This window comes from Nocardia sputi, assembly GCF_023501985.1.
Genome location: NZ_JAMFLC010000014.1, coordinates 154387 through 170370 on the forward strand (window position 1 = coordinate 154387; position 15984 = coordinate 170370).

The 15984-nt window shown below is 69.0% G+C and carries 13 protein-coding genes; 6 read left to right on the forward strand and 7 right to left on the reverse strand.

Annotated elements, in window-relative coordinates:
• Positions 1–4 precede the first annotated feature (4 nt).
• Complete coding sequence (locus tag M8859_RS19080) at positions 5–3187, forward strand: AAA family ATPase (protein ID WP_249644621.1); 3183 nt, start codon at positions 5–7, stop codon at positions 3185–3187.
• Between the two features lie 151 nt (positions 3188–3338).
• Here M8859_RS19080 and M8859_RS19085 read toward each other — a convergent pair whose 3' ends face one another.
• The 5 genes from M8859_RS19085 to M8859_RS19105 all read right to left on the reverse strand — a co-directional run bounded on the left by M8859_RS19085 (position 3339) and on the right by M8859_RS19105 (position 8874).
• On the reverse strand, positions 3339–3923 hold the full coding sequence (locus M8859_RS19085; protein WP_249644622.1) for a short chain dehydrogenase: 585 nt from the start codon (positions 3921–3923) through the stop codon (positions 3339–3341).
• Between the two features lie 92 nt (positions 3924–4015).
• A complete protein-coding gene (locus M8859_RS19090; protein WP_195070982.1) occupies positions 4016–4567 on the reverse strand; it encodes a methylated-DNA--[protein]-cysteine S-methyltransferase in 552 nt (183 codons plus the stop codon).
• Positions 4564–6195: a DNA-3-methyladenine glycosylase 2 family protein gene (locus M8859_RS19095; RefSeq protein WP_195070983.1), complete on the reverse strand. Its 1632-nt coding sequence runs from the start codon at positions 6193–6195 to the stop codon at positions 4564–4566. Before M8859_RS19095 ends, M8859_RS19090 begins: the two co-directional genes overlap by 4 nt.
• A 163-nt stretch (positions 6196–6358) precedes the next feature.
• Entirely contained in the window at positions 6359–6562 is a 204-nt protein-coding gene (locus tag M8859_RS19100) for a YbdD/YjiX family protein (protein ID WP_249644641.1), read from the reverse strand.
• Between the two features lie 53 nt (positions 6563–6615).
• On the reverse strand, positions 6616–8874 hold the full coding sequence (locus M8859_RS19105) for a carbon starvation CstA family protein (RefSeq protein ID WP_249644623.1): 2259 nt from the start codon (positions 8872–8874) through the stop codon (positions 6616–6618).
• Positions 8875–9077: 203 nt separating this feature from the next.
• Between M8859_RS19105 and M8859_RS19110 the strand changes: the two genes are divergently transcribed.
• Genes M8859_RS19110 through M8859_RS19120 form a run of 3 tightly spaced genes read left to right on the forward strand, consistent with a single transcriptional unit; the run spans position 9078 to position 12228 of the window.
• Entirely contained in the window at positions 9078–10391 is a 1314-nt protein-coding gene (locus M8859_RS19110) for an ABC transporter substrate-binding protein (protein WP_195070985.1), read from the forward strand.
• A 56-nt stretch (positions 10392–10447) separates the two neighbouring features.
• The gene (locus M8859_RS19115; protein WP_236565596.1) at positions 10448–11323 is read left to right on the forward strand and encodes a carbohydrate ABC transporter permease; all 876 of its coding nucleotides are present in this window, start codon (positions 10448–10450) and stop codon (positions 11321–11323) included.
• 50 nt (positions 11324–11373) lie between these two features.
• On the forward strand, positions 11374–12228 hold the full coding sequence (locus tag M8859_RS19120) for a carbohydrate ABC transporter permease (protein ID WP_159927707.1): 855 nt from the start codon (positions 11374–11376) through the stop codon (positions 12226–12228).
• Between the two features lie 61 nt (positions 12229–12289).
• Here M8859_RS19120 and M8859_RS19125 read toward each other — a convergent pair whose 3' ends face one another.
• Together M8859_RS19125 and M8859_RS19130 are read right to left on the reverse strand one after the other, a co-directional pair.
• The gene (locus tag M8859_RS19125; protein ID WP_159927565.1) at positions 12290–12706 is read right to left on the reverse strand and encodes a VOC family protein; all 417 of its coding nucleotides are present in this window, start codon (positions 12704–12706) and stop codon (positions 12290–12292) included.
• 10 nt (positions 12707–12716) lie between these two features.
• Entirely contained in the window at positions 12717–13553 is an 837-nt protein-coding gene (locus M8859_RS19130) for an AraC family transcriptional regulator (RefSeq protein WP_159927563.1), read from the reverse strand.
• 171 nt (positions 13554–13724) lie between these two features.
• On the opposite strand from M8859_RS19130, the gene M8859_RS19135 reads away from it, so the two are divergent.
• Both M8859_RS19135 and ychF read left to right on the forward strand, forming a co-directional pair.
• Positions 13725–14648 (forward strand): quinone oxidoreductase family protein, encoded by a 924-nt coding sequence (locus M8859_RS19135; RefSeq protein WP_249644624.1) that lies wholly within the window; start codon positions 13725–13727, stop codon positions 14646–14648.
• A gap of 253 nt (positions 14649–14901) precedes the next feature.
• The gene (ychF, locus tag M8859_RS19140; RefSeq protein WP_159927559.1) at positions 14902–15981 is read left to right on the forward strand and encodes a redox-regulated ATPase YchF; all 1080 of its coding nucleotides are present in this window, start codon (positions 14902–14904) and stop codon (positions 15979–15981) included.
• Positions 15982–15984: the final 3 nt, after the last annotated feature.

Here is a 15984-nt window from a genome sequence, read left to right on the forward strand (position 1 = left end):
CGGCATGAGACTGCACAAGCTCCAGATGACCGCGTTCGGCCCGTTCGCCGACACCACGGTCGTCGACTTCGACGCGCTCGGCGCCGACGGATTGTTCTTGCTGCACGGCCAGACCGGAGCGGGCAAGACCACGGTGCTGGACGCGATCGCGTTCGCGCTCTACGGCAGAGTTCCCGGCGCGCGCGGGGAGAGCAAGCGCCTGCACTCCGATCACGCCCCGGAGCAGACGCCACCGCAGGTGGTGCTGGAGGCGACCCTGGGCGGGCGGCGGCTACGTCTCACCCGCAGCCCCGAGTTCCAGCGTCCCAAGCGAGACGGCACCGGCCTGCGCACCATCAACGCGAAGGCGACACTGACCTGGCTGGACGGCACTGGGGAAAACCTCTCTCGGATACCCGATATCGGCGACGAGGTATTGCGCCTGCTCGGTATGAGTGCCGACCAGTTCTTCCAAGTGGTGCTGTTGCCACAAGGCGATTTCGCCCGCTTCTTGCGGGCGGACAACGAAGATCGGGAGAAACTGCTCGAAAAGCTCTTCGACACCAAGCGTTTCGGCACTGCGGAGCAGTGGCTCGCCGAGAAACGCCGTGCCGCCGAGGCGGATCTGGATGCTCGTACCGACGGTGTCAAGCGACTGATCACCCAGGTCGGCATGGCCGCCGGGGTGCTGGATTCGGTCGGTCCGGCGGAGTGCGTCGGTTGGTCGCAGGATCTGCTGTCGGCCGCACGCGCCGATCTGGCTGCTGCCGTCACGGAACTCGAACGTTGCCAGCAGGACGCGACGAGAGCGCGGGCGCAGGCCGAACAGCATCGTAGGCTGCACGAGTTGCGCCGCCGCACGGCCGCGGCGCGGGCACAGCTGGACGACTACGCCGCGGGCGCCGAGCGGCGGGCCGCGTTGCACGCCGAACTCGAAGCGGCCCGCCGCGCCGAGCCGGTCGCCGTCGCGATCGACGAAGCGCGTTCGGCGGTGCGCGTCCAGCGGCAGCGCGAGAGCGAAGAGCGCGAATCGGCCCGACGACTGGCGGCCCGGCTCCTGGAACCGGCGGGCGTCGACCTCGGTGGCGCCGAACTGGTCGATTCCGACGGCGAGCAGGTGCGCGAGGACGCCGACATCGACGCGGCGATCCAGCGTTGGAGCGGGCAGATCGGCGCACTGGACGAAGTGCGGGCCGACGCCGAGGCCGCCACGCGGCTCGGCGGCGAACTCGACGCTCTGCGCGCCGAGGACGCGACGCTGGCCCGGCGCGTCGCCGAACTCGCCGCGCGGCGCGAGCTGTTGCCGGCCGCGCTCACCGCGGCCGAGACAAGGCTGCGCGAAGCCACCGAAGCGGTCGCGGCGCTGCCCGGGATCACCACGGAAACCGAGCGGCTGCAGGCCGCCGCCACGGCCGCGGTGGATCTGGCCGCTCGCCGCACCGCGCTCGATCACGCCCGCGTCGAGTTCGACGCCGCCCGCACCGCGCACCTCGATGCGAAGGAATTCGTACTGGATCTGCGCGAGCGCAGGCTGAGCGGGATGGCCGCCGAACTGGCGGGCGCGCTGGTCGACGGAAGTCCGTGCGCGGTTTGCGGTTCCGCGGAGCATCCGGCACCCGCCCGGCCCACTGATGCCGCGGTGTCCAAAGACGAGGAGGAGGCCGCCGTGGCGGCCGAGCGCGCCGCGGAGGACACCCGCGACCGCGCGCTGGCCCGCATCGCCGGGCTCGAGCGTGAGATCGAAGCGCTCGTCGCTCGCGGCGGCGACACCGACCGCGTCGAACTCGCCGCGGCTCTGCGCGCCGCGACCGACCGCTACGAGGACACGTCCGAACTGGCCGCCAACGCCGACGGACTGGAAGCCGAACTCGCCCGGTTGCGCGAAGACTTGGCCCGCCTGCACGACGAGCTGAGCGCATCCGAAGCCCGTCGCAGCGCGGTGGCCGCCACCGTCGTCTCCGCCGAGGCACGGCTCGCCGAGTTCTCCGAACGGCTGCGCACCGCGGCCGGCGCCGACGAGACGATCGAGCGTCGCCGGTCCCGCCTCGCCGCCCTCGTCGCCGAGGCGACCGCCCTGCGCGCTGCCCGGTCCGAAGCGGTCGCCGCGCGTGAGCAGGTGTCGCTGATCACCGACCGGGTCGAAAACCTCGCTCGCGCCGCTGGATTCATTTCAGAAGGAGGGTTCGGCGACGCGTCGTCCGCCGCGACCGAAGTTGCGACCCCACCCAGCGCCGATTCGGTTCCGTCCTCGGAAGCCACTGCTTCCGTATCCGCTGGTGCGGTCGAACCGGTGCGTCGCGGCGCCGACGGTCATCTCACCGCCCGAGACGACGTCGCGCTCTTGACCGCCTACGCGAAGGTCGTCGCCGCCGCGTCCCGCGGCCCGCAGCGGCAGGCCGAGATCGAAGCCGAACTCGTGGCGGCCGACCGCGCCCGCGCCGCGGCGGAAGCCGTCTTGGCCGAACCGGAGATCCAGGCGGCGGCCGAGCAAGAGCCCGGCGACTTGGCCGAGCTCGACGCACTGGTGACCGCCGCGCAGACCGCTCTCAACGCGGCGGTGGCCGCCCACGCGGAAGCGAGCAGGCGGGCAAGCCAGCTGGAGGACCTCGGTGGACAGCTCTGGGCCGCTGTGGATCGGATCGCCCCGGCGCAACGAGCGTTCGAGGAGCTGGACGGGCTCGCCGACGTCGTCGCCGGGCGCGGTGCGAACAACCGCCGCATGTCCCTGCACTCGTATGTCCTGGCCGCCCGCCTGGAAGAGGTGGCACAGGCCGGTTCGCTGCGATTGCGCAGAATGTCCGGCGGCCGGTACGAATTCGTCCACTCGGACAAGGCCGGGCCGCGCGGTCGCCGAGGCGGGCTCGGCCTCGACATCCGGGACGACTACACCGGAGCCATCCGCCCGGCCAAGACGCTCTCCGGCGGCGAGACCTTCATGGCCTCACTGTCGTTGGCGCTAGGGCTGGCCGACACCGTGGCGGCCGAATCCGGCGGCCTGGTGCTGGACACACTCTTCATCGATGAGGGCTTCGGCGGCTTGGACGCCGACACCCTGGACGCTGTGATGGGTGTGCTGGACGAACTCCGCACAGGCGGCCGGGTGGTGGGCGTGGTCAGCCACGTGGACGAGATGCGCCAACGCATTCCCAGCCGCCTGCATGTCCTGCGTGGCCGCACCGGATCCCACCTCCAGGCAACCATCGCCTGATCGCGCCGCGCGGTGACCGCACCCGCATCGCCGGCTTGTTCATGCTGATGGCGGGCCGGAGCACACCCGGACCTGCTCGACAAGGTTCCTCTGCCTCGCACCGACGCCGACGGCTCGGTATCGTCCCGGCCGAAAATGCCCGGCTGCTCGATCATCTGTGCGGGCGGAACGTCTTGCCCTGAGCGCTTCCTTCGACAGCTTGCACATACGAGCGGGCCACCACATTGACCGGAGTTCCGGCGGCGGGATCGAGACCCATGGACTCGAGTGTCTCCGCCACCCAGCCCGGCCCGACCGCGTTGACCCGCAGACCGCGCGGCATCTCGATCACGGCATGTTCGACGAATGCCTCCAACCCGGCATTGACCAGCGCACCGAACGAACCGCCCACCATCGGACGTGCGAACACGCCACTGGTCAAGGTGATCGAACCTCCATCCCGAAGGTGTTGGATCGCGCGCCGGACCAGGTGCAGTTGCCCGAACAGCTTGCCTTGCAGGCCGCGGATGAAATCGTCGTCGGAGTCCAACGCGGTCAGTTTGCCGCTGGCGGCGGTGACCACTACGGCATCGACATCACGGACCGTCTCGAAGAGCGCGTCGATCGAGGCGGGGTCGTCCAGGTCGACCTGAACCGGGCCGCGCCGAGATGCCCGCACCACCTCGTGATTCGGCTCCAACGCCGCGACGACCGCCGAGCCGATGGTGCCACTCGCGCCGACAACAATGATCTTCAACGCAGTCTCCTCGAGCTTCCACGGCGGAACCGACAGGGTCTCCAACCGACGCTTCGAGCCGATGATTCCCAGGAGCAAGCCGCGCTGTGGATTCAGCGGATGCACCCCTCATGGTCGAGCAACCAACGCTTGATCGGCAATCCCCACCGGAAGCCGCCGAGTGCGCCGCCGATGCGGAGGATCCGGTGGCAGGGCACGAAGAGGGCGGCGGCATTTCGGGCGCACGCGTTGGCCGCGGCGCGGGTGGCGTCGGGGCGGCCGGAGCGGGCGGCGAATTCGGTGTAGGTGAGGGGGCTGCCCGCCGGGACGGTGCGAAGCACCTCCCACGCGTGTAGCAGGAACTCCCCGGACCGCTGGCGAACGGGAACCGGGTCGATCGCCCGGAGGTCGCCCTCGTGGTAGGCGGTGACGGCGCCGGTCACCTCGCCCAGCGAATCTCGTTGCCGCAGTCGGTCAGGGCGCAGGGCGGGGTGGATGAGGCCGCGCAGGTTCTCCGCGTCGGACGTCCAGCCGGAGGCCAAGACCGCGCCGTCGGAGCCGACGAGGGTGGTGAACGGGCCCAGCGGGGTCTGCGTGACCGCGAAATCCGCGGTGGTGGTGCGGGTACCAACGATCTCGGTGCGGAGGGCGATGCTGGCGTTCATGGTTCGACACTGCCTTTCGTGGTGGCGAGCGCTGGGGCTTGGGCGGGTGTGGCGCGGCTGGTCAGCGCCGCTTTCCACAAGTGCATGGACAGGTACGACCGCCATGGCGCCCAGCGCGCGGTGTCGGTCAGGTCGATGCCGAGCAGGGTCGCGCCGCGGCGGACCACCAGGTCGGTGCCGAGCAGGACATCCGGGTCGGCGAGCAGACGCATGGTCACGTAGTCGGCCGTCCACGGCCCCACGCCGTCCAGCGCGAGCAGGTCACGGCGCAGATCGGCCGCGGTGCGTCCCTGGTGCAGCAGCAGTTCACCCGAGGCCACTGCTTCGGCGGCCGCGATGATGGAACGGATCCGCCGCGCCGGTCCGGTCAAGATCTCGGCTCCGCGTTCGGCGATCACCTCCGGCGTCGGGAACAGCAGCGGGATCGGCCCGTCGACCCGCTCGCCGAGCGCCTCGACCAACCGGGCGGTGTGCGTCGCGGCGGCGGACACCGAGATCTGCTGCCCGATCATGGTGCGCAGCAGCAGTTCGGTTCCGTCCAGGCAGCCGGGCACCCGGATACCCGCGCTGAACGAGGGCCGTCCCGCGCCGAGCGGGTCCACCTCGGTCAGCGCATCGCCTTCGGGCGGCGACCCCGCCCCCGCGTCCGGCAGGTACTCGGTGCCGTTCTCCGGCAGTCGTTCGGAGGAAGGGCCGCCTGCCGCGGGTCCGGCGCCGAGCGCTTCATCGATCCCGACCGGATCGGCGTCCAGATCCAGCAGGTGCCGCAGCCGGGTCACCGTCGGCGCGAGGTCGCGCATGTCGTGCAGGGACAGCTCCGCCCGCACGTGGTCGCGCTGGAAGCTCAGCCGCGCGGTGGCGTGCCCGTGTGGCGTGCGCAGGTTCCTGGTGTAGGTGCGGTTGTCCCACAGTTCCATGCCCGGTACGACGTGGGCGGACAGGAACCACTCCAGCCATGCCCGGTCGAGCGGCTCCCGGTAGGGCAGCCGCAATGTGAGCGAGCCGCTGCCGGTCGGCGCCGGACGCGCGGGGACGCCGGTTTTCGCGCGTTGCGCCTCCAGCCGCATGGTGGTGGGACTGACCGCGAACACCTCGCGGACCGTGTCGTTGAACTGGCGGATGGAGGTGAAGCCCGCCGCGAACGCGATGTCGGACATGGGCATCGCGGTGGTCTGGATCAGCAGCCGCGCGGTGTGCGCCCGGTGCGCCCTGGCCAGCGCCAACGGCCCCGCGCCCAGCTCGGTGGTCAGCACCCGGGTGAGCTGGCGCTGGGAATAGCCGAGCGTGGCGGCCAGCCCGGGCACTCCGGCCCGCTCGACCACGCCGTCACCGATCAGCCGCATCGCGCGCGCGGCCAGATCCGCCCTCGTGTTCCACAGCGGCGAGCCCGGCGCGGCGTCCGGCAGGCAGCGGCGGCAGGCGCGAAAACCCGCCTGCTGCGCCGCGGCGGCGGTCGGCAGGAACGACACGTTCGCCCGCTTCGGCGTGATCGCCGGACACGAAGGGCGGCAATAGATTCCGGTGGTTCGCACCGCCGTGAAGAATTGCCCGTCGAATCGCGAGTCCCGGGTCGACACCGCCCGGTAGCAACGTTCGAAATCCAATGCCGTGATCGTCACGCACACCACAATGGCAGCTGCGACGAACCCGTGCTAGCGGAAATCGGCCAGCACCACCCGGGGTCGTCGCTACCTCGCACAACGGGTCATGACATCGCACAACGCTTGCCTGGTCGCCGGTTGGGGCAACTACCGAATCGACGTGTGGCGGCGCGCACCGAAATTCTGCCGCTCAGCAGCAGCGATTGGCCGGATTGTGATCCGCTTCCGCATGCCGCTGCCGCCAGTACTCCCGCTCGGTCGGGATCGCGCAGCCCGGATGCCTGCGCCGCAGGTGCGCGACGTAGCGCTGGTAGTCCTGCCCGCCGAGGATCGAGTTCCACCACCAGACGGCCGCTCGAACGCCGTGGCGGCAGGCGTGGGCCGCGGCGCGCAGCCGGGTGCCGACCGGTCGCACGGACCGGTCGGCACCCGAGGTCGCGGAGTCGCTCATTGCGCGTGGACGTGGGCCGCGCCGGGGGCGCGCACCTGTCCGGTCGCGATCAACTCGTCCCACTGCTTCTGGACTTCCTTCTCCGCCGCGGTGGCGACGAATCCGCTGGGCGCGAAGATCTTCGACGGCTCCTCCGGCGTCTCGGTGGTCGTCGTCTCGCCGGAGTGCCATGCGCGGTAGGCCACCACCGCTCCGACGATCGCCACGATCAACACCAGCACCGCGAACACGATCGACAACGTGCCCTGGATGAAGGTATTGCGCACGATCGCGTCCATATCGTCCTGGGTCTTCGCCGTCAGGCAGAGTTTGCCTGCCTCCTGGGCGGTCTCGCAGATGCTGTGCTGCTTCCAGTATCCGAGCTTCGGATCGTCGGAGAAGATCTTCTGCCACGACGCCGTCATGGTCACCACCAGATCCCAGGCCAGCGGAATGCACGGAATCCAGGCCCATTTGGCGAGGCCCTTCTTCACCACGATCACCAGCACCACGGTCAACGCCATGGCAGCGAGCAACTGGTTGGCGATGCCGAACAGCGGGAACAGCGTATTGATGCCGCCCAGCGGGTCGGTGACGCCCATCAGAAGGATCGAACCCCACGCGCCGACCACGATCGCCGAGCACAGCCACGCGCCCACCCGCCAGGACGGGTCACGGAATTTCTTCGCGGGCCCGCCGAAGTTGCCCAGCGCGTCGGAGAGCATGAACCGCGCCACGCGGGTGCCCGCGTCGATCGTGGTGAGGATGAACAGCGCCTCGAACATGATCGCGAAGTGATACCAGAACGACTTCATGCTCGCGCCGCCGAGGAACTGGTGGAACACCTCGGAGATGCCGACCGCCAGCGTCGGCGCGCCGCCGGTGCGGGAGATGATCGTCGATTCGCCGACGTCACTGGCCGCCTGGTTCAGTTCCTCCGGTGTCACCGGGGGACCGCTGAGCCCGAGACCGTTGGTGTAGGCCGCGGCCTTCTCCGCGGTTCCGCCGGTGAGGCCCAGCGGCGCGTTCATCGCGAAGTACAGGTGCTGGTCGATGATGGAGGCGGTGATGATGGCCATGACCGCGACGAACGACTCCATCAGCATGCCGCCGTAGCCGATCATCCGCGCGTGCGATTCCTTCTCCAGCAGCTTCGGCGTGGTGCCGGAGGAGACCAGCGCGTGGAAACCGCTCAGCGCGCCGCAGGCGATGGTGATGAACAGGAACGGGAACAGCGAGCCCGCGAAGGCCGGGCCGGTGCCGGTGGAGGCGAAACTCGACACCGCGGGCGCCTGCAGCACCGGCAGCGTGACCAGGATGCCGACCGCGAGCAGCACGATGGTGCCGACCTTCATGAACGTCGACAGGTAGTCGCGCGGCGCCAGCAGCAGCCACACCGGCAGCACCGAGGCGAAGAAGCCGTAGGCGATCAGCAGCCAGGAAATGGTCACCGGTGAGAGCGTGAACCAGTCCGCGCCCCAATCGGTTTCCGACACCCAGCCGCCGCTCACGATGGCCAGCAGCAGCAGGCCGAACCCGATCGCGGAGACCTCGCCGACCTTGCCGGGCCGCAGGAACCGCAGGTACACACCCATGAACAGCGCTATCGGAATGGTCATGCCGATCGAGAAGACGCCCCATGGGCTGTGCGCGAGCGCGTTGACGACCACCAGCGCGAGCACGGCCAGAAGGATCATCATGATCACCAGGACGCCGACGATGGCCGCCCAACCGCCGATCACGCCGAGTTCGTCCCGGGCCATCTGTCCGAGACTGCGACCGCGTCGCTTCATCGAGACCCACAGCACCAAGTAGTCCTGCACCGCACCGGCCAGCACCACGCCGACCACGATCCAGATGGTCCCGGGCAGGTAGCCCATCTGCGCGGCCAGCACCGGGCCGACCAGGGGACCAGCGCCCGCGATGGCGGCGAAATGGTGCCCGTAGAGCACCCGCCGGTCCATCGGCATGTAGTCCTTGCCGTTCTCCAGGATCTCGGCGGGCGTGGCCAGGTCGTCGCGCGGTTCGACGATCTTTCGTTCGATGAACCTGGCGTAGAACCGGTAGGCGATGACGTAGGTGGACACCGCTGCGATCACGATCCACACCGCGTTCACCGATTCGCCCCGCGATATGGCGAGCACCGCCCAGGCTATGGCGCCGAGTACGGCGATCCCGGCGAAGATCAATTTCTTGGCCGGGGTGATCGGGGACTTGTCGACCACGCCGACGGGCGGCAGATCGGGATCGGTCCGCAGATATTCGATTGTCGCCATCGGCCTACTCTCCTGTAAAACGCGCAGGATCTTGCTGAAACACGTGACAACGTATCCGATCGGTGCGCGCCGCCGTGCCGATTCCGGACGCCGGACGGGCACCGTGAAATATTGTTCATGTGTCGGCCGTCACCACGTGATTGCCGAACGTATGCTGCCATGCGGTTCGAGGAGTTCCACATCCGCCCCGGAGGAGGGCTGTGTTGCGTGCGAATCCCGTCGCCCGGGTCCGTCGCCGGACGGTGCTCGGGTCGGCGCTGGCCGCCGGGCTGCTGGCGAGTGGCGGTTGCGGTTCCGATGACGACGCGCTGACCTTCTTCTTCCAGGCCAGGCCGGAGGAGGCTCGGGTCCGGCTGAAGATCATCGACGAGTTCCGGAAACGGCACCCCGGCATCAGGATTCGCACCATCATGTCGGGACCGGACCCGCTGCAGCAGATGCTCACCTACTGCGCGGGCGGTAAGTGCCCGGACGTACTGATGGCCTGGGAACTGCTGTATTCCGGCCTGGCCCAGCGCGGCGTGCTGCTGGACCTGAACACGCTGCTCGACCGCGATCCGCGCTACGCCGCCCAGCTCCGCGCCGACAGCTACCCGGCGCTGTACGACACCTTCGCCTACGCCGGTGGGCAATACGCGCTGCCCGAGCAGTGGTCCGGGGTGTTCCTGTACTACAACCGGGAATTGTTCGAGCAGGCTGGGCTCACCGCGCCCGCGCGCTGGCGTGACGCCTGGTCGTTCGAGGAGTTCCTGGCCGCGGCCAAGGCGTTGACCGGGACGGATTCTTCCGGGCGGACCCGATGGGGCTTCGTCGACGCCTGGGTGCCGTACTTCTCGGCGGCTTGCTTCGGCATGAACAACGGCGCCGAATGGTTCTCCCCCCCGGTGAACCCCACCAGGACGAACCTCGGCGATCCACGCTTCGCCGAAGGATTCCAGTTCTACGCCGACCTCGCCGTACGCCACCGCGTGGCCCCGAAAGCCGCCGACACGCTCTCGGTTTCGGCCCCCGACCTGTTTCGTCGCGGACGGGCGGCGATGGCGCTGGGCGGGCACTGGCTGTATTCCGAATTCGCGGGGCACGACGATCTCGCCGTCGATGTCACGGTGCTGCCGGTCGGCCCGCACGGCGGACCCGGCGCGATCACCGACGTCGGCAGTACGGGCCTGGCCATCGCCGCGGACAGCCCGCGCATCGAACAAGCCTGGGAGTTCGTGAAATTCGCGACCGGGCCGGTCGGGCAGGCGATCATCGCCTCCTCCGGCCTGTTCGTCCCGGTCCTGGAATCTGCGATGCGCTCGCCGGGTTTCGCTGCCGCGCATCGGGAGATCCGCAATCTCGAAGTGTTCACCGACGGCCCGTCCAGCTCTCGTCCCCTGCCGGTGACTCCTGCCTGGGGCAAGGTCTCCGCCTTGCTCGAGCGCGGCTCCAATCGGGTGCTGCGCGGCGCCGCCACGGCCGCGTCCCTGGACGGACGCTTCGCCTCCGATGTCGACGCGCTGCTGGACACGCCATGAACCGGGCACGGCGGTCGCGAACCGCGAGCAAAGACCTGCGCGGCGTCGCTTCGCGCTTGGCGCGACAGCGGGAACGAGCGGGTTGGGCATTCGTCGCGCCCAATGTGGCGGCGGTCGCGATTTTCCTGTTGTTCCCGTTGGTATTTTCGCTCTATCTGAGTTTCCATTCGTGGGACTTGTTCGGCCCCATGCGTTTTGTCGGTCCGGACAACTACCGGCGGCTGTTCGCATCCGACCCGTTGTTTCTCATCGCGCTGCGCAATACGGCCGTTTTCACGGTGCTGACCTTGGCGCCCACGATAGCGATCGGACTAGCCGTCGCCGCCGCGTTGAATCGAAAGCTAGCCGGTATCGGTATATTTCGCACCATCGCGTTTCTGCCGCTGGTCGCGTCGGCGGTCGCCATGGCGGTGGTGTGGCGGTTCCTGTTCACCGACGACGGATTGCTCAATGTCGCGCTCGGCTGGATCGGCATCGACGCGGTGCCCTGGCTCACTCACCCCGACTGGGCGCTGGTCTCGCTCAGCATCGTCACAGTGTGGAAGAGCGTGCCGTTCGCGACGGTCATCCTGCTCGCCGCCATGCAGGGGGTGCCCGAGACGCTCTACGAGGCGGCGAAGATCGACGGGGCGGGCGCGCTGCGGCGGTTCTCCGCGATCACCCTGCCGCTGATCCGGGGGCCGCTGTCGTTCGTCTTCATCATCACGATCATCAACTCGGTGCAGGCCTTCGACCAGGCCTACGCGCTGACCGGCGGCAACGGCGGACCGGAGACGGGGACCTACCTGCTGGGGATCATGCTGTTCCAGAACGCGTTCGGCTTCTACGAGGTCGGGTACGCCTCCGCGCTGGCCTGGGTGATCTTCGCGCTGCTGTTCCTGCTGACGCTCGTGCAACTGCGGATGGCCCGGCGGGCGGAGGTGCAGCAGTGAACACCTACGAGGTCGTGCGACGCGCGCTGCCGGTCCGGCGCGATCGCGTGATCGTCGCGGCCGGCCGGGCCGACCGGGCGATCGTGCGGCGGGTGCTGCGCGGGACCGCGGCGTATGCGGTGCTGGTCGGCATCGCGTGGTGTGCGCTCCTGCCGATCCTGTGGGCGGTGTCCGGCTCGCTGAAACGCGACGGCGAGATCGCCGACGCCGCCTTCCTTCCGCAACGGCCGCAGTGGTCGAACTACGGAAAGGTCTTCGACCTGCTTCCGATGGGGCGGATGCTGCTCAACACCACGATCTACGCGCTGTGTGTCACGGCGGGGCAGGTCTTCTTCTGCTCGCTGGCCGGTTACGCCTTCGCGCGCTTGCGGTTTCGTGGGCGTGACATGTTGTTCCTCGCCTACTTGGCGACGCTGATGGTGCCGTTGACCGTGACCGTGATCCCACAGTTCCTGTTGATGCGGGCGTTCGGCTGGGTCGACACCCCCTGGGCGATGATCGTGCCCGGCCTATTCGGCAGCGCGTTCGGCACCTATCTGATGCGGCAGTTCTTCCGCACGCTGCCCGAGGAACTGGAGGAGGCCGCCATCCTCGACGGCTGCTCTACGTGGCAGGTCTACTGGCGGGTCCTGCTGCCGCACACCCGCCCCGCCTTGATGGTGCTGGCCGTGCTCACCTGGATCACCGTGTGGAACGACTTCCTCTGGCCGCTGGTCATGATCCAGCGCGAGGATGTCGCCACCGCGACACTGGGTCTGGTCCGGCTGCAAGGCCAGTACCACACCCAGTGGCCCATTCTGATGGCCGCCGCGGTAGTCATCCTGCTTCCGCTGCTGGTGATCTACGCGATCGCCCAGCGCGCGTTCATCCGCGGCATCGCGATGTCGGGGCTCGGCGGGCGCTGAGGGGTGCCGCGGGGCTCGGGCCAGCCCAGCGGCAGGTGACGGACGGGCGTTGCCGGTCGCGTCAGGCGCCCCAGTAGGTGCCGAAGCTCCACAGGTTGCCCTCTGGGTCGCGGACCGTGAAGCCGCGCGAGCCGTAGTCCTCGTCGCGCAGGCCACGGACCACCTCGGCGCCCGCGGCGGTGGCCCGGGCGAACAGGACGTCCGGTTCCTCGCAGACCAGGTACACCGAGTCGGTGCCGGTCGGGCGGCTGCCGAACGGTCCATCGTCCTTGCCCGCCGAGCCGAACATGATGCCGCCGCCCAGCGGCCAGCGCAGTTCGGCGTGCTCGACGATCGACGGGTCGTCGTCGCGGGCGTAGAGCGCGGCTTCCCGGAAGCCGAACGCCTCGACGAGGAAGGTGGCCATGGCGCGGGCATCGCGGAAGGTCAGCGTGGGCCAGACGGCGGTGCGGGTGCTGGTTTCTGTCGGATTCGTCATGCGCCCATCGTCATCCGGCGAACTCGTCGGTGGCTTGTACGGATGGAACCTCCTCGGCCAGCCAGCTCGTCGGGCTCGTGCCCGCCAGGTCGGCGAAGTCACGATCCAGATGGGCCTGGTCGTAGTACCCGCAGGCGGCGGCCACCTGGGCGATGGTGATGTACGAGGGTGTGTGCGCGAGAATCCGGCGCGCTCGTTCGAACCGGGTGATCCGCGCGGCGAGCTTCGGACTCAAGCCGAACTCGCGGTTGAACCGGCGCGTCAGGTGCTGCCTGCTCCATCCGATCTCCTCGGCCAGCGGACCGACCGCGACGCCTCCGCCCGAATCGACCACGGTGCGCCACGCCCAGGCCAGTTCGGGACCGACCGCGCGATCCGGGTCGGCGAGCGCCGAGAGCACCCGATCACAGGCGGAGAAGCGTTCCGGCCAGGTCGGCGCGTATTGCAACCGCTCCCACAGCTCCAAGCCGACGGGACCGACCACGTCGGAGAATTCGACCGTCGTATCCCACAGCGCCGCCGCGGGCAGCCCGAAAAGGGTGCGGCATCCCAGGGGCGTCAGCTCCACGGCCACACCTTCCTGGTGACCGTTGTGCGCGATCAGCGCCGTGCTCGCCTGCAAGCCGCTCAGCACACAGCGGTAGTCCTGCGGAGATTGTCGCGGATCGGTCTGCTCGACGACATCGATCGTCGGGCCGATCGCGACGATGAAAGTCATGTGCCGAGAGGGCAACCCGCGATGGATCGACGCGGTGAACCCGGACATGCGATACCCGATGTAGCGGTCGATGAACGCCGCGAGCACCGGTGCCGGACGCGCCGTCACCACCTCCGTGGTCGGCTCCATACGGGCCACGCTACGCCGGGGGACCGACATCGCAAGGTGAGCAGGGCTGACACGACATCTCTCCACCGATACCGGGCCACGGTGAGATGTACCACTACAGCGCGTAGTGGACTGTGGTAACCCGCTGCGCGCCGGTTACCGTTGCGCCTCCTAACGATTTCTGGAGGTGCGATGCGGCGGGTGCAGTACGAGCGCAGCGGTGGTCCCGAGGTGCTCGAGCTCGTCTCGGTCGAGGTCCCGACGCCAGGGCCGGGTGAGCTGCTGGTCCGCGTCGAGGCGGTCGGGGTGACCCTGCCGGTGGTGCGGAAGGTGCGTGAGCGGCGCGAACCCGTCGCGCTGGGCGGTGAGATCGCCGGTGAGGTGGTCGCGGTAGGCGAGGGCGTCGACCGGTACACGCCCGGCTATCGAGTGACCGGCCTGGTGTTCGGGCACGGCTATGCCGACTACGCCCTGCTTTCGGCGGCCATGGCCTCGCCGATTCCCGACGGAGCGTCGGCGGTCGACGCGGTCGCGCTGGTGCGCAGCGGTCTGGTCGCCCTCGGCGCGCTGGACGCCGCGTCTCCGCGGGAGGGCGAGTCCGCCCTGCTCACCGCCGCCGCGAGCGGCGTCGGCCACCTCGCGGTCCAACTCGCCCGGGTGCGCGGCGCGGTGCGGGTGGTCGGCGCGGTGTCGGATCTGGCGAAGGCGGAGTTCGTGCAGAAACTCGGAGCCGACGACGTCGTCGAGTACCGCCAGGAGTCCTGGGGCGCTCCGGCCGACTATGTGCTCGACGCGGTCGGCGGTGACCTGCTCCCGCCCGCCCTCGCCGCCCTGGCCTCGGGTGGACGGTTGGTCGCCTACAGCTCCGGCGGCGGCACCGTCCAGGCATACGACCTGCTCACCGGCGCGAAATCGGTGATCGGCTTCCAAATGGCCCGGATCGCCCAGGGACAACCCGAGCTGTACGAGCACTGGCGGCAGGAACTGTGGCAGTACTTCGCCTCCGGCCAACTACGCCCCGCCGTGCACGCCGAGTTCCCCCTCGAGCAAGCCGCAGCCGCCCACATCGTCATCGAGCAGCGCGCCAACCTCGGCAAAGTCGTCCTCATCCCGTGAGGCGCGACCGCGAGTGGCGCAACCGCGGCGAGCTTCGCTGTGCTGTGCCACTCGCGCTACCGGGGGCCGGTTGATCGCCGGTGGCGCGGGTCTGCTCGTCGGATCACCGTGTGTCGCGGGGTGCGTGATGAGGCGGTTTCGGTTCGAGTATTGCGGGTGTCCTATCCGCGAAGACGTCCGCGCTGGTGACGATGCCTGACTTCGGGCGGGCGCGGGGGAGCGGGGTCGGTGCGCCGCGTAGACTCTCTTCCTCGTGAGTCTCACCCTCGGAATCGTCGGCCTGCCCAACGTCGGAAAGTCGACGCTGTTCAACGCGTTGACCAAGAACGACGTGCTCGCCGCGAACTACCCGTTCGCGACCATCGAGCCCAACGTCGGCGTCGTCGCGCTGCCCGATCCGCGGCTGAACAAGCTGGCCGAGATCTTCTCCTCCGAGCGGATCGTGCCCGCCACCGTGTCGTTCGTCGACATCGCCGGCATCGTGAAGGGCGCCTCCGAGGGCGCGGGCCTGGGCAACAAGTTCCTCGCCAACATCCGCGAGGCCGACGCGATCTGCCAGGTGGTCCGCGTGTTCGCCGACGACGATGTGGTGCATGTCGACGGCCGCGTCGATCCCGGCGCCGATATCGAGGTGATCGAGACCGAACTCATCCTCGCCGACCTGCAGACCCTGGAGAAGGCGGTCGTGCGGCTGGAGAAGGAAGCCAAGGTCAAGAAGGAGCGCAAGCCGGTCGCCGACGCCGCCAAGGCCGCCCAGGAGATCCTCAACAGCGGCACCACCCTGTTCGCCGCGGCCGACAAGGTGGACACCGAACTGCTGAAAGAACTTTCGCTGCTCACCACCAAGCCCTTCCTCTACGTCTTCAACGCCGACGAATCGGTGCTCACCGACGAGGCGAAGGTCGCCGAACTGAAAGCCTCCGTCGCCCCCGCCGATGCGGTCTTCCTCGACGCCAAGGTGGAAGCCGAACTCCTCGAACTCGACGAGGAGTCCGCCACCGAACTCCTCGAATCCATCGGCCAAACAGAACCCGGCCTGCACGCCCTGGCCCGCGCCGGCTTCCACACCCTCGGCCTGCAGACCTACCTCACAGCAGGCCCGAAAGAAGCCCGCGCCTGGACCATCCACCAGGGCGACACCGCCCCGAAGGCAGCGGGCGTCATCCACACCGATTTCGAACGCGGCTTCATCAAGGCCGAAGTCGTCGCCTTCGACGACCTGGTCGAAGCGGGTTCCATGGCCGCCGCCAAAGCCGCGGGCAAGGTGCGCATGGAGGGCAAGGACTACGTCATGGCGGATGGTGACGTGGTCGAGTTCCGCTTCAACGTCTAGTCG

Coding starts and splice junctions, on each gene's coding strand:
- M8859_RS19080 (WP_249644621.1), top strand. CDS start 5: ATGAGACTGCACAAGCTCCAGATGACCGCGTTCGGCCCGTTCGCCGAC.
- M8859_RS19090 (WP_195070982.1), bottom strand. CDS start 4,567: ATGAACGCCAGCATCGCCCTCCGCACCGAGATCGTTGGTACCCGCACC.
- M8859_RS19105 (WP_249644623.1), bottom strand. CDS start 8,874: ATGGCGACAATCGAATATCTGCGGACCGATCCCGATCTGCCGCCCGTC.
- M8859_RS19125 (WP_159927565.1), bottom strand. CDS start 12,706: ATGACGAATCCGACAGAAACCAGCACCCGCACCGCCGTCTGGCCCACG.
- M8859_RS19130 (WP_159927563.1), bottom strand. CDS start 13,553: ATGGAGCCGACCACGGAGGTGGTGACGGCGCGTCCGGCACCGGTGCTC.
- M8859_RS19135 (WP_249644624.1), top strand. CDS start 13,725: ATGCGGCGGGTGCAGTACGAGCGCAGCGGTGGTCCCGAGGTGCTCGAG.